Genomic DNA, 14,366 nt, shown 5'->3' on the forward strand with positions numbered 1-14,366 from the left:
GCGGGCTATTGGTATACACATAATCTTTCGATGAGTTCACATATCTATGATCCGAAGGCCTTGCTTTTGACGCTTATTGATACGGAGAAACATTTGACCCTTGAAATCGAGAAACATTTTTCCAGTGAAGGGATTTCAATTGCTGAAGATATCGATCTCGCTTTTGAGAATTTTTTTCAGAGCCATGATCTGAAGGGAAATGAAGTGGGCTATCTTTCTTCGCAATTAGCCTTATATCAATTGAAAAGGGAGGTAAAGAAGGCAATTGAAGTGGTCGTAGATTCCAATCAGCTTCGGGCATATTATGATTTTATACGATTTCGGGAGACTGAGGGAAAGGGGCCCAAAGCCGTTGAACAAGGTCTGTCTTCGGGACTCCTGATTTTTGGGGGCATTATTGCCGGAATCTTATTGACCATAGCCGCATTATCGCTTATTATCTGACGAGTTCATGTTTTTAAAACAAAGCATTGACCTATTGGAGCAAAGTTTTGAAACTATGAAAAAAGTACTGATTATATGTTGTTTTCTGATCTCCTGTCCTTCTTTTATTTTTGGTCAGAAGAAAGAAAACGAATTTGACAGGCGATATGTGGAAACCAACGTCTCACTGGTGGCCACCAACGTGGTGGAGGCTCAGCGTGTGGCTGATTCGTTGCTTGCCGTGGCTTCCAATGATGAGCAGAAGATAAAATCACATATGCTTCTGGCCAAGATATACGAAAATAAAGGGGATATGAGCCGGTCGATAAAACATGCGATGAAAGCAAATTCGCTCGCTGAACTGACACTTAATTATTCCTGGCAGGCGGTCACTTCGGGCTTATTGTCTACAACTTTTCGCAGATTGGGCCTGATGAAGGTCTCAGAGCGATACCTCCTTCAGGCTGAAAAGGCCAATGAAAAGCAAACTGATCCGCAAAGACAGCTGTTGACCCGGATTAATATCGCGCATGAGTGGTATTTTCATGCAGTTGCCGAAAACGATTTCCATAGGGCAAAAAAATATGTTCTGCAAGCGGCTTCCCATATCAAGATGGACGGGACAGAGGATAAAAAGGCACTGCTGATCAAAGCCACCAATGATCAGCTTCATGCAACCTGTGAACTTTACTTCGGTAACACCAACAGGACAGATTCGCTGCTCGAGGCTTCATTGCAGAAGCTCGGAAATATGGAAACCAATTTAAAACCGTATATCTACCGCGTCATGGCCGAATCCGCTCTGGTCCGGAAAGATCTGGATAAGGCAGCGGAATGTCTCGGTTTGATTGAGCCATATTTAAAGGAAAAGAACGTCGAAGAGCTGGAGATGTTGACTTATCAGACAAAAGCGGCCTATTACAAACTAAGAGGTGACCTGGCCAAATCCCATGATTATCTCGCTAAGGCGACAAGCATCAAGGAAAATAGCAACAAACTGGCGCAGCGTATCAGCGATGATCTGATCGAGGAATTTGGCAGTACAAAAGAAGCGTATCAAAGTAAATATATGATGGCGGTCGTGGGACTGCTGCTGCTGGTATTGTGTTTTACGGTTTTCGGTGGGTATTTATTTTTGTTGAAGCGCCATTATAAAAAGCGGTATTATCAATTGAAAGAGTTGGATGCGCTGAGGCAAACAGCAGAACGCAATTTGCCGGTGGTTCATCTGCAGTCTCCATCATTGTCGAAAGGGGACAGCGAACTGAAAAAAGAAGCAAAGGATATCAATATTTCGAAAGAAACGGAAGAAAGATTGTACCAGCAATTTCTTTTTGAAGAACAGGATCAGTTTTATATTGATAAGAATACGTCGCTGGTAAAACTGGCGACCAGTATCGGAACCAATCAGCGCTATGCAAGTTATATCGTACAGAAGTACCGAAATATGGACTTTTATACGTATCTGCAGACGTATCGGATAAACTATATTATCGACCGCATTAAAAAAGACCCGACACTACTTGATTTTAAGCTGGCCCATCTCGCGGAGATGTGCGGATTTTCGTCCTTGAGTACATTCTCCACAGCATTCAAAAATCAAACCGGGCTGCCCCCTTCAGCTTTTGTTCATTTTACCAAAAAGGAGCTTGAAGGACAAATGGACCAATAAATCAAAATCTGAATCTTCGGTTATTTTTTCACGCTGTATACTTGATCTTGTCGCGATAGGATGGGCCTTGTAATCGCTTTGTAATTGAACAGCTACAGAAAAAATAAGTCCGGGGCGGTCCGATATATTTAACTGCCCGGTTTACCTATTTTAGCTGTCAAATCTGTTTCCGCTAACCTATTTAAACGAATGGAACGTTGTGAAGAGATGTTTAACCTAAGATGTCAAAATAAATTGTAAATAAAAATAACGTTAAAAAAATGAAGGGAAATTTGAAACTCGGAATTCTGGGGATTCTGCTGGGGGCGTTTACACTGTCAGGTTGTACAAAGAAACCCGTAGAAATTCCGGGTGAACAAGAAATTGAAGAACTGCCGGTTCTCGACACGAGCATTGAGGCGAATGTGCCGCATATTTATATCGACATCGAAGGCGATGCAGAGGTTGTCGATAAGGAAACTTACCTAAACGCCGAAATCCGGATTGCCGGAAATGGACGTTTTGCCGATATGGACAAAGTAAAGACAAAAATAAAAGGCAGAGGAAACTCCACCTGGTCGAAACCTAAAAAGCCTTATCGATTAAAATTGGATAAAAAAGCTGTTGTGCTGGGGCTTCCTGCTGCTAAGGATTGGGTACTGTTGGCCAACTACAACGATTATACGTTAATGACCAATGCGGTAGCGATGAAAATGGGAAAACAGTTGGGGATGCCTTATACAAACGATATTATTGCAGTGGATCTGACGGTAAACGGCGAATACCGTGGAAACTACAATTTGACCCAGCAGGTGGAAGTGAAAGAAAACAGAGTGGATCTGGGAGAAGGGGGTGTCTTATGGGAAGTCGATAAATACTTCGACGAAACCTATAAGTTTACCAGTGCGCATGCGAAGCTGCCGATGATGTTAAAAGATCCGGATCCGGAATCCCAGGCTCAGTTTGATCAATGGAAAGCCGAATTTCAGTCCTTTGAAGACAGGTTGTACCAGCAAAATTTTCCGAATAATAATTATGGCGAACTTTTTGATAAACAGCAATTTGTCAATTTCTTGATTGTCAACATGCTGGCCTTGAACAATGAGGTAAACCATCCGAAGAGTGTCTTTATGTATAAGAAAGCGAACGGGAAGTACACGATGGGACCGCTCTGGGATTTTGACTATGGATTTGGTTTTAGCGAGGAGCATGGCCGGACGTACTTCCATTTTGTGGATATGCAGCTGATTCGTGAAGGGGATGAGCGTGTGGGGTCATTATTTTATCAGCATATTTTACGGGATCCGGAGATCAGAAGCTTGTTTATCAAGACATGGAATACATACCGCACTCAAAAGTTTGAGGAACTGATGTATTTCATTGAAGTGTATGCCGCACAAATCCGTGATTCGCAGAAAAAAGACTTTAATGTCTGGAAAATAGGTGATAATAATCACGCGCTGAACAAAGCAAAGCTGAAGACGTTTTTACGCCAGAGAGTGAAAGTCATCAATGCCTACGCCAGTACATTGTAACGATGAATAGGTAGCTGATTCGATGATTAAAAATCTATGGTGAGAAGGTAAATATTATTGGAAGTGGTCTCCAAATTCGTCCTGCTACATGCGTACGACAAATTCTTTTTGATCTTTTGGTGTTGTGTATAGTGTTGTTTATCAGTTTTTTTGTGTTGTTTGCTCACTATTATTAACGGGTATATTTATTTGTTTCCTGTCTTTTTGTTTGTGTTCTTTATGTTTGTCGTACGTATGTAGTATCTATTTTTTTTGCTTTATTTGATTTTTTTTGTTGTATCGCGGGAAAATCGAATTTTTGCCTTGTCTATATTATCCTTGATCGATGAAGATTTTTGCCATTTTATGTTTGCTTAGCTTACCTATTTACAACTTTGCGCAGTACAGTACCAGGGAAATCGACACCCTGTTGATAAGCGAAAAACCGGCCGGGCGGAAGGCTTCGGGCATGGAGCGGATTTTATGGAACAAAAAGATCATTGATCTTGCGCATAAGATGAATTATCAAAAAGGGGAGGTGCTAGGTTACACGAACGTGGGGCGGATTCTTCGGCAGAATTTTGACCTTAAGGAGAGTTTAAAATACCTGCATATTGCTGAAGACCTCTCCAAAAATGTAGACGATAATTTTGTAAAAGGACGTTTATATATCGAATATGCGCAGGTGTTTAATCAGCTCGGACTTTTCGAAACAGCTGTTAAATACTGTGACATAGGGATCGCGCATTATACGAAATTGAAGCCTGCTGAACGGTACAGGAAAGCATTGCGATATGCCTATGGGTGTCGGGGGGCATATTATCAGGAGTTAGATCCCAGAAGGGCATTGGCTAGCCTCCGTAAAGCAGTGGAGCTGGATCCGACTCCGATTGCGTTGAGTAATATTGCTACGCACTATCTAAAATTTGAATACAACGAAGATTCGATTCAGCTGTATCTCAAACGATCTTTCGAACTCCTCGATAGCCCGGCCTTTAAAAACAACAGTTATCACCGATCTGCTGTTTTGCTGACGAAGGCAGACTTTTTAATGCATAGTCATCAGTACCGCGAAGCGATAGTCTGTTTCAGGGAAGTGTTCGAATTATCGAAAAATTTTGTCAGTCGGGACATGGTTCTGGAAGCCTATAGGGGCATAGCCAGAGCTTACCGACAGCTAGGTAACACCAAAAAGGGAACGGATTTCCTGCAGCGGGCCAAAATACTGGAAGACAGTCTGATCATGGCGAGAAACAGGGGGCTTGCGGTGTCAGTGGACAAGCTTTTTGCAGACAACAGAACTTTTCAGCAGTCGCTGGACCGACAGCGGGTAAAATTGGGCCTCACGCTTGCTGTATGTTTGGTTATCCTGTTGCTGGGGGCTTTTTTCCTTTTCGGTTACCGCAAAAAAATGCAGACCAAAATACAGGAGCGGGACCTGGAGCATGGAGCATTGCTGGATCAGGTGAATAATGAAAGCGAAGAGCTTTTCAGCCGGAAAGTTGATCATCTGATTGAACTGGCCAAGGAAAATGATCCGAAATTTTTTATCGTTTTTCAGGGAATCTATCCTGAATTCTTTGAGCGGTTGAGATCGATAGATCCTAAAATCAGCAATGAAACATTAAAATTTTGCGCCCTTCTGAAGCTGAATTTTTCCACGAAAGATATCTCTCTCTACACACATATTGAAGTCAGAAGTGTCCAGACAAGGAAAAGCAGGCTAAGAAAACAGCTAAATATTCCTTCGGACGTAGATTTGAACGTCTTTATGGATCAGCTCTGTGGAGACTAAAATAGCTGGGCAGATGACTTACAAAAAAAGAAGACTGCCCTGTATTGAGCAGTCTCTTCTGTCCATGATTTTGTTCGGTTGCGCGTAGGTAAGCTACGCTACAGGACATATAGCTTACCAGTCTATCGTCTGATTGATATCATCGGTCTTATTCCATGATTGTTCGGGGTTGTTTGTTGTTGTGTCACCTGCCGAACCTGCCGCAATGCCTTGCTCAAGTTCTACGTTGATTGTCTCTATACGTGGGCTGATATAGACGTTTTTTGAGTGATCTGTTTTCATGTGATTATAATTGTTGACTAATTTATATGTTATTGCTGCTGGGTTAGTTGCACGATATCTTCTTTCTTCCACTGCCGGCGCCGACCATTTCCGTTTTACCCTGCACGATCTGTGTAATTTTCACTGTATTGGAGGTCGGGCTCCAGTTAACCTGGTTGAATGATCCGGCTGTCAGGCGCAGCGGATAGAGCGCACCACCGGAAACCTTACTACCGTACAGCTTAACCTCACCTGTACGGCTGATGACGACGCGAAGTATTGGCGCGGCTGCAGTTCCGGTCAGGGAGTAAATCTGTGAAATATTGCTGCCGCCTTCTGTATTCACGCCGGCATATTGACTACCATCTTCAAACTCCACATTTTTGGGAGCAAGGCTGTTGCTCGTCGCTTCAAACTGAATTTCCTGAGTTGCTAACGGTTGCCCGTTCACCTCCATATTGAAGGAGTTGTCGAGACGTAAAATATCGAAAACAAATCCATAATCCGCGCCAGGCGCCTGTAGTGTTTGCTCAACAACACTGCCGTTTGGCCTAAATTGGCCATTGACAGTTGCTCCTCCGTTTGTGGCAGGATAATTCCAGTTCAGGTCAGCTCCGCCGGTGACTTCCTGTGTACAGGTTTTGAAGTTCAGATTGAGATTATATCGTTGTCCCGGCACAATCTGCAATCCAGCGACAGATACATTATTCTTCGTTTCACCATCGATTGTGATGGTACCGATGTTGAAAGTACCGTTCGTCTCACCGGGGTTGAGCAATAGGGTGGGATTGCTTGCCACGGTTCTCAGACCAGTGCCCAATAGCGGAAAAGCTACCGGTGCTGATGCAGTCGGTAAGTTCCATTGTGTGATCGTATCGTCGGATAGTTTTAGATCTGCACTTGTATAAGTCGGCGTGATTGTGGGATTGACAAGGTTGGTAATATATCCTGTCATGTCTGTAGCCATGCTCAGACTGGTCGTTATCTGGCTGTATTTGTGCGCAAGGACGACGTCCAGATTGTTGGTGCCTGTCTGGACAGTCAGGTCTCCTTTGAAATACATAAGGTCGGCACTAACATCTTCCAAAGTTGCAGCCGATAGGCTTTGCGGATTGCTCACCGTAGGAACAGTGGAGGTGCTATTGATGGAGTAGGCCACGAAGGTATAGGTTTCGCCAGCCTCTAGTTCGAGTTCGGCAGCGTTGTCTACCGTATTGGTATAAATCTGCTCTTTTACATAATCTCCATTGCTATCGTAGACTACGACTTTATATTTTATATTAGCGTCCAGCGGTGTTCTTTCTTCAACTGTGGCAGCCTTGGTTGCGGAGGCAGCGCGTAAGGAAATACCGTTGGCCGGAGCGGACGCACTTGTCAATGTGGCTTCAAAAGAACTTGTCTCCGTAAAGGGGATAACGACGGATTGCGACCCCGAACGGCTTGTCGTTTGCGTGCTTCCTTTTTTGTTGATGGAGACCGGATTTTCAACGCCCAGTAATCGCACTTTAACACTCGCTGTGTTCATGGATGCAACACTGTCTTTGCTTTCTTTACAGGAATAAAAAGAGCCACAGGCCAATGCTACCAAAGACAGTGTTGTCCAGCTGCTTACAGTTTTAAATTTTGAAGTCATGTTCTTGTTTTTAATTGTTTTTTTTATGGTGTTATTTGATTAATATTGCTGTTGCTTTTGTTTGGTAAGTAATTAAATATCTCTATTCGGTTAAATTTTTCGCCGCAAATAAAGTTATAATCTTCAGGATATGTTGTTTTTTAGTATACGACTTAGATACTACATTTTTTTATGCGTTAGTCCCAGTGATGTTGCCTGTGACCGGTAGGGACCGAGCGGTCTCCGGAATTCGTTCATAGTTCATAGGCTTCTTCCATGAAGCAACAGACACAGGAAAGGTCTTTTATCTGCATAGGAATGGCTCTGGATCGTGGTGATCTGAGTGATGTAGTAGGGTGGTAGTAGCTGTTGCTGGCCGCTTTGGTACGGCATGCGACACACGTTGTCCATGTGCTCTGGAGCAGATGTGATTACATCTCCTTTAGCTGCTATTGCGGGACTGTTAAAACACCCGTTGATCGATGCAGGACTTGCCCAGTTTCTTGTCGATCATCGAAAAGACTGCAGTAGTCATATAAACCTCGGATGGATGTCCTTTTTCACATCAGGCAAAATTCAAGATGTATAAAGCAGGGGCTATCCATTCTTTTGGATAGCCCCTGCTTTATACAATTTTATACCTATCGGCCTGCAACATCATTGCAGATAGCAATTCTCAAGGGGTTTGATTTCACTTTTTGAACACCATTAACCTTTATACGGTTTTTTAGCGGCTTCTATGAGCTCCTTCATCTCTAGTTTGATATAGTCCACATTGGAAGTCGATCCAGTAAGAAAATAGCGTATATTTCCTTCTTTGTCGATAATAAATTTCGCCGGAATACCTTTAACACCAAATTTTGCGGCCATGACTTCGCCTGTCTGCGGATCTTTTTGGTCATCGTAGAGCACCTCAAAAGGATAGTTGTTTTTTGTGATGAAAGAAACAACATTCTCCTTGTAGTTTTTATCCCGCTCCCAAGTATTCATAAACAAGAATTGGACCTCTTTATCATTTGCGTAGGATTCTTGCGCGGCTTTCATCCCTGGAAATGAGCGTATACAAGGCTGACACCAAGTTGCCCAAAAATCCAACACCACAACTTTTCCTTTTAAACTGGCCAAAGATACTTTTTCACCTTTAAGGTTGATAAGCTCAAAGTTAGGCGCCGGTTTGAATGTAGCCATTTCTTTGATGTGGCTGCGAATATTTTGTATTAATTCAGTTTTTAAAGAGGCATTGAAGTTATCGTAGCCCTGGGCAGACCCATTCAATTCTGTATATAATCTTTTGAGATCGTTTTCCACGGTGAAATCCCCCTTCGTGTATATCTTTGTTAAGATATTGTACGCTTCGAGCTTTCTTCCTGTTCCCATCAAAGATTTATAGTATACATTGGCAAGTCGGTCCGCCTGATCTGGTGCTGCTTTCAATGCATTTTCGATATCCTTAAGCGCTTCATCATATTTTTTCTGTGCAACACGGATATTCACGTAGGCCGACATCGCACTGGCATAGCCCATTGCCGCAAAGCGGGCTTTATTGTCCTTTTGTTCTTCGGGCAATGTGAGGTAATAATAACTGTCATCCATGGCAGTCTTCAAAAGTGGGGCTGCAGTCGTTGTATCACCAGCTTGCAAAAGGGCTTGGCCAACTGGGATATAACCATTGCCTCGCCAGAACCGCTCTTTCATTTCACCCAGGTAATGAACCGCCTTTTGGGCATTTCCTTCATTGGCAAAACTCAGCGCCAAACTCCCCAAAACGTAATCATAAGTCAAGGGTTCTTCACTGAAATTTTTGACGGGCCATTTTTTGATGAGTTCAGTATACGCCTTTTCTTTCGCCGTTGACGTTTCTGCATTGTAGAAAACATTCGTAATAAAGGCATCCCGCGTCAATGTGCCCTTTGGGTATTTTTTCTTGGCGATGCTTTCCACGTTGGTCATTTCCTCTTCTTTGCCCAGCGACCGGAGGATGTTGATGGTCGTCCGGTAATCCGCTTCCGTTTTGTAAGTTTTTAGCTCTGTTACTAATGCTTTCGCAAGCGAATCCTTTTGCGCCAATGTGCCTTTCTCAATAATCGGTAGGTATTGTCCGTATCGATCTGCTTTTTTTTGTTGCGCATAACCTACTGTAGTTGCAAGCAGGAGGGCAAGTGTCAATGCGTTTACTTTCATGTATTTTTATTTTATTTTTCAACATTCTGTTTAATGGATCCATTGCCTGGGTTTTCTGTTGCTCCTAACGGAAAAGGCATAATCCAGAGGTGCGATGTTGGGCTCAATTGAATGGTCTTGCCGTCGATCACCTTCGTCAGTGTGGTTGCAAAAGCACTTTCTTTGTTGAGACGTTTATAATCCGCAAAGGGGATAATGGAATGGATCAGTTCATTTTGTTTAAGCCCCTGTATTTTTTTGATGGCATCGGTTACATTTTGTGCGGTTAAGTCTTTATAGTCTGCTGCAAGGATCCTTGTCTTGCGGACTTTGTTGACGAGGTCCATTGCCTTTTGAATATTTCCCTGCCTTGCCTGGCATTCTGCAGCAATCAGATAGACTTCCACGGTCGTCAAACCCTGGGTGTTGTAGAATCCGGTCATAGTGCTCGCAAAATAGGTGTTGGGTACGACGGTACGCAACTTCCAGCGTGAGGCGAATTTACTGTCCCCTTTTTCAAATCGCGTTGCACGTTCTACCTGCAACGATAACTCTGCAGCGGTATAATTTGGCGATTGGCCATGTCTGAAATAGTAATTCTCCACATAGGCAAAATCCATGGGCGTCTTCTTCAGTGTATAGTTATCAGGATCCTCGATCTGCGTTTTATTGGCCGCATAGTAGGCGGTCCAGTCGTATAATTTATCGTTGTATCCCAATGCTTTTTCACTATTTTCCAGCGCATCGGCGTAGTTGTCCATTTGGAGGTAAATCCGTGCCAATAATGCATAGGCCGCTCCTTTGCCCGGGTGCAGGATAGTTAGTCCCGTAGCAGGCAGGTTAGGTAGTGCATCTTTGATATCCTTAATCATATAGTCGTATATTTCGGCAATCGTAACTTGCTTTGAAGGGGCGCCGATATCGGCACTTTCAATCCATGGAACCGATAGCAATTGACCGGCCGTTTTAGGGTCATAATCCGCAGCATAGTAATTTGCCAACGTAAAATAACTGATAGCCCTTAGTACCTTGGCGGTAGCCATCAATTCATCCCGCTGTTGGGCCGTTGCCTCGGTCATTGCGGGGCCATGTTCTAGGAGGAGATTGCAGACGGATATGCTCGAATAGGCATAGTAATAGGTGCTCTCATCCGAGTTATTGTAGATCTTGCGGTCTTCTTGTTCCTTCCAGTTATAGTTAATATCCCATAATTTATAATAATTAAGATTGGCTGGGGACACAAAACGATCGTTGGGCAAAATAATAGCCTGGGGAATAGGAACCTGGTGAACAGTTGCTTCATCGCGCAATAGCGCTTCGAAGTCCGCGTAGGTTTGTGGGATTTTCTTGCCTTTGGGCAATATGTCCAGGTATTTATTGCAAGATGCGAAGAACAGCAGGGGAATGATCGAAAGTAGGTATATTAATTTTTTCATAAGAATTTTAAATTAAAAAGTTAGGTAAGCGCCAAAAACATAACTCGGGGCCCGATAGCCTTCCAGCATAAATTTTGCGTTGCTCGATTTGGTGAACATGGCTACATTTTCAGCATTGAATTGCAAACGGGCCTGCGCCAGCCGCATTTTTTTTATCCAGTCGGCCGGTAGCCGATAGGCAAGACTGATATTACGGATGCGTACATTGCGGGCATCAAGCACATTGATATCGGCATATTGGTAGACGGTGCCGCTTGCCGAGTTGTAAAGATTTGTCTCTTCGGGAAACACCAGGCGGGGAATATCGGTTCTCGATTCATCGCCTTCCTGTTGCCAACGGTTACGGATGTCTTTGTTCATCGGAGCAAGAGTCGTGAATGTCAGATAGTTGCCGATACCCATATAAGGTAGATCCTTATTTCTGATTTTATGTCCTCCTTCGTATGTGAGCATCATCGAAAAATCGAAGTTTTTGTAGGAGAGGCTATTTGTCCACGAAAGGGTGTGCGTAGGCACTTTTGTTCCAGCATAGACAATGGACTCCAATGTTGTTGGCGTTTGTGTACTTTTGTTCCCATGTTCATCATATACCTGCGGTATGCCTTGCTGATCGAGTCCAGCCCATTTGTAGGCATAAATCGCCTGGTATGGATTGCCTATGCGAGGATAAGCGTCGGGGTAATCCAATTGTAGGATATAAAATGGCGCTTTGACATTGACATACGTCACTTTGTTTTTGTTATAGGCATATAGGATACTGCTGTTCCAGCTAAAATCATTCTTCTGTAGTATGTCGGCATTCAGCGTCAGTTCCAGACCATGGTTGGTCATCTCCCCATTGTTGATGGCGTAGGTCGAATAGCCGAAGCCTTCAGTCGGTACGCCCATGGTGGAGGCGAAGAGATCTTTTCCTTGTTTTCTATAGTAATCCACGCTTCCCGATAGACGGTTTCTGAACACAGCAAAATCTAATCCGATATTCGTGGTCGTTGTTTTTTCCCACGAAAGAGATGGGTTGGGACGGTCCGACACCGTACCTTGGGTTCCTCCTACATGGGAGTTGGTATTATAATAAGCTGTCATAAAGGGGGCGACATTCTGCAAGATATTGCCACCGATACCGTAGGAAGTGCGTAGCTTAAGTTGATCTAGCCAGTCCAGCTGCACGAAATTTTCCTCATGCAGATTCCATCCGGCACCCATAGACCAGATTGGTTTGTTTTGATATTTTGAACTTGTTCCCCATAAATTGGATCTATCCCAGCGCAAGCTTCCCGTAAGGAGGTATTTTCTCGAATAGGCATAGCCGACATTGCCATAAAAAGATACAAAGCGATTGGTGGATTCGTACTGACTGGCATTATCATAATTTTGGTTGAAAGAACCCACAGTTCCTATGGCTGGATCCAGCATGGTATAGGTAAGCGCGTCGGGATCAAAATTATAGAGATTTTGAAGTTGAGAACGCATGCGGTTGTTTTTAAGCTCGCTGCCCAATATGGCGTTTAGGCTATGCTTTTCGCCAAAATCCTTGTCGATATTGACCTGTTGCCTAAAATTGAACGCATTATTCTTGAGATCTGTTGTTTTATTGATATTCCCATTGGGCATCATCAGTTTGGCTTTTCCGTCAGCGATTAATGCAAACTGATTGACTCTCGATCGTGTATAATACGAATTTTTACCATAGAGAAGCTCAAACTTTTTATTGCTGATTTCATACTGAAAAGAGGCCGAATAGCTGAGCCAGTCTGCAATCTTCGCATTCAATTTGAGGAAACTTCGGTTCGAAAAACCATTTGACTGTTCGATATTGTTTTTTATCTCGTCCAATGGCGTGATGTCCAGTGTATTCAGGCCATATTGTTTAATCGTGTTGATATTTGCTAGACTCATATAATCGGCCATGTAAGCCGTATAATTACTGCCGTCATCATTTTTTAACCTATTGTAAGGCAGAAAAGAAAAGCCGGGGTTTAGCACATCATAGGTCTGCCTGTCATCATCCACATAATTGAGAAATGAGCTCATCTCGGCTGTTAACCATTTGTTGATCTGGGTGATGTTGCGGAGGTTGATGCCTAGATTCTGGTTTTTGCTGAAACGGTCTTCCAGTATCTCCTTTTTATAGGTCGTCGAAAAGTAGAATTTACTTTTTTCCGTACCGTTGGAAAGGTTCAGATTGTACTGTTGCGAAAACGGATTCCGTTTGGCATACTTGGCGATATCATCATAAAAACGATAGCCTTGTTGGGAAAGGCGGTCCAGCTCGGCATTCATTTCGGATTCAGTGATCTGACCGGCATATTTTTTAAGGATGGTCCGGATACCGAGGCTTTGGTAAGACATATCGTTTAAGGTACTTTGTGCCTGCTCCGCGGTCATTGTTTTTAAATTGGGGTTTTTCGCTGCCCACTCCCGTTCAATGGCGATCATGTCTGCGGCAGATGCCAATCGGTCGGTATTGAAATAATAGGGGGTATGCGTCAACGTAGCCGATACGTTGATTTCGGTACCTTTGTTTTTTCCTTTTTTGGTGACAATAATCACAACCCCATTGGCCGCCCTGGCACCATAAATGGAGGCTGCCGCCGCATCTTTTAAGATGGTAATGGACTCGATATCTTCGAGGTTGAGGTCCGGAAGGTTCTCGACTACGCGGCCATTGAAATCTATGTTGGCATTATCTACCGGGAAACCATCGATCACGTACAAGGGCGAGGTTACTCCTCTCATGGAGGTTGTCCCACGGAGCAAGCCATTATGGTATCCCGCAATGCGACCTTCCAGCAGGGTTCCCAAATTGTTGAGCCGCTGCTGTTGCAGGCTGTTTTTAGGCAGGCCGGAGAATGCGCCGGTAGCGCGTTCCTTAGCAATGGTCTGATAGCCTGTGTTGATGGTCACATCAACTTCCGCCAGGCTGGTCATACTCGGCGTGAGTAGGATCGCTGCCGGTTCATCATTGGCATTAAATTCAAGGGTCTCGTACCCCAAGAAGGAGACAATCAGCGTTGCGCTACGCGTAGGAGAAGTCAATTCAAATTGTCCATTTTGATCAGACTTTGTGGAAATATTGCTGTTTTTAATGCTGATGGTGGCTCCATTTAATGGCTTCCCCTCGGTATTGGAAATCGTGCCGCGCAAGGTGTACTGTTGAGCGGCCGTTGAGGGCGCAGTGGAGATGCTCCTTCCTGCAGGCGCATTTTTCAGTAAAATGGTGTTTTTGACAATCTTGTACTGGATGTTATGGGCAGTAAATGTCGCATCCAGCGCTTCCTTAAGCGAGACATCGTTGAGGCGAAGTTTAACTTTAGGAATCGTCAGTTGTGTCTCGTCATAGACAAAATGGTAGGTCGATTGTTTTTCGATCTGTTTCATGACTGCAAGTGCAGATTCGTTGTTGGCCTGGATGTTGATCTGGCCCAAAGCGTAGGAACTGCTTAGTACCGAAAAGCCATAGAGTAGCACGGCCCTGGCTTTTTTGTTCAGCCTGGACGAATAGGTTTTTTTCATA

General features: G+C 43.8%; 9 protein-coding genes. 4 read left to right on the forward strand and 5 right to left on the reverse strand.

Features of this window, described 5'->3' with window-relative positions:
• Positions 1 to 30: 30 nt before the first annotated feature.
• The 4 genes from K7A41_RS21885 (at position 31) to K7A41_RS21900 (ending at position 5,383) form a co-directional block, all read left to right on the forward strand.
• Positions 31 to 444 carry a hypothetical protein gene (locus tag K7A41_RS21885; RefSeq protein ID WP_265715558.1) on the forward strand — a complete coding sequence of 138 codons (414 nt, stop codon included), beginning with the start codon at positions 31 to 33 and terminating at the stop codon, positions 442 to 444.
• A 55-nt stretch (positions 445 to 499) separates the two neighbouring features.
• On the forward strand, positions 500 to 2,095 hold the full coding sequence (locus K7A41_RS21890) for a helix-turn-helix domain-containing protein (protein ID WP_265715559.1): 1,596 nt from the start codon (positions 500 to 502) through the stop codon (positions 2,093 to 2,095).
• A 260-nt stretch (positions 2,096 to 2,355) separates the two neighbouring features.
• A complete protein-coding gene (locus K7A41_RS21895; RefSeq protein WP_265715560.1) occupies positions 2,356 to 3,609 on the forward strand; it encodes a CotH kinase family protein in 1,254 nt (417 codons plus the stop codon).
• A gap of 325 nt (positions 3,610 to 3,934) precedes the next feature.
• The gene (locus K7A41_RS21900) at positions 3,935 to 5,383 is read left to right on the forward strand and encodes a tetratricopeptide repeat protein (protein WP_265715561.1); all 1,449 of its coding nucleotides are present in this window, start codon (positions 3,935 to 3,937) and stop codon (positions 5,381 to 5,383) included.
• A gap of 114 nt (positions 5,384 to 5,497) precedes the next feature.
• Here the strand turns inward: K7A41_RS21900 and K7A41_RS21905 are convergent, their stop codons facing one another.
• From K7A41_RS21905 to K7A41_RS21925, 5 genes are all read right to left on the reverse strand, one after another.
• Positions 5,498 to 5,665, reverse strand: coding sequence for a hypothetical protein (locus tag K7A41_RS21905; RefSeq protein WP_265715562.1), 168 nt, complete (start codon positions 5,663 to 5,665; stop codon positions 5,498 to 5,500).
• Between the two features lie 43 nt (positions 5,666 to 5,708).
• A complete protein-coding gene (locus tag K7A41_RS21910; protein WP_265715563.1) occupies positions 5,709 to 7,277 on the reverse strand; it encodes a fimbrillin family protein in 1,569 nt (522 codons plus the stop codon).
• A gap of 687 nt (positions 7,278 to 7,964) precedes the next feature.
• Positions 7,965 to 9,437 (reverse strand): redoxin domain-containing protein, encoded by a 1,473-nt coding sequence (locus tag K7A41_RS21915; RefSeq protein ID WP_265715564.1) that lies wholly within the window; start codon positions 9,435 to 9,437, stop codon positions 7,965 to 7,967.
• An 11-nt stretch (positions 9,438 to 9,448) separates the two neighbouring features.
• Positions 9,449 to 10,852 carry a RagB/SusD family nutrient uptake outer membrane protein gene (locus K7A41_RS21920; RefSeq protein WP_265715565.1) on the reverse strand — a complete coding sequence of 468 codons (1,404 nt, stop codon included), beginning with the start codon at positions 10,850 to 10,852 and terminating at the stop codon, positions 9,449 to 9,451.
• Positions 10,853 to 10,864: 12 nt separating this feature from the next.
• Positions 10,865 to 14,365: a SusC/RagA family TonB-linked outer membrane protein gene (locus K7A41_RS21925; protein ID WP_265715566.1), complete on the reverse strand. Its 3,501-nt coding sequence runs from the start codon at positions 14,363 to 14,365 to the stop codon at positions 10,865 to 10,867.
• Position 14,366: the final 1 nt, after the last annotated feature.

Source organism: Sphingobacterium sp. InxBP1, assembly GCF_026191775.1.
GTDB classification, from domain to species: domain Bacteria; phylum Bacteroidota; class Bacteroidia; order Sphingobacteriales; family Sphingobacteriaceae; genus Sphingobacterium; species Sphingobacterium thalpophilum.

Coding starts and splice junctions, on each gene's coding strand:
- K7A41_RS21885 (WP_265715558.1), top strand. CDS start 31: ATGAGTTCACATATCTATGATCCGAAGGCCTTGCTTTTGACGCTTATT.
- K7A41_RS21905 (WP_265715562.1), bottom strand. CDS start 5,665: ATGAAAACAGATCACTCAAAAAACGTCTATATCAGCCCACGTATAGAG.
- K7A41_RS21895 (WP_265715560.1), top strand. CDS start 2,356: ATGAAGGGAAATTTGAAACTCGGAATTCTGGGGATTCTGCTGGGGGCG.
- K7A41_RS21925 (WP_265715566.1), bottom strand. CDS start 14,365: ATGAAAAAAACCTATTCGTCCAGGCTGAACAAAAAAGCCAGGGCCGTG.
- K7A41_RS21900 (WP_265715561.1), top strand. CDS start 3,935: ATGAAGATTTTTGCCATTTTATGTTTGCTTAGCTTACCTATTTACAAC.
- K7A41_RS21890 (WP_265715559.1), top strand. CDS start 500: ATGAAAAAAGTACTGATTATATGTTGTTTTCTGATCTCCTGTCCTTCT.
- K7A41_RS21920 (WP_265715565.1), bottom strand. CDS start 10,852: ATGAAAAAATTAATATACCTACTTTCGATCATTCCCCTGCTGTTCTTC.
- K7A41_RS21915 (WP_265715564.1), bottom strand. CDS start 9,437: ATGAAAGTAAACGCATTGACACTTGCCCTCCTGCTTGCAACTACAGTA.
- K7A41_RS21910 (WP_265715563.1), bottom strand. CDS start 7,277: ATGACTTCAAAATTTAAAACTGTAAGCAGCTGGACAACACTGTCTTTG.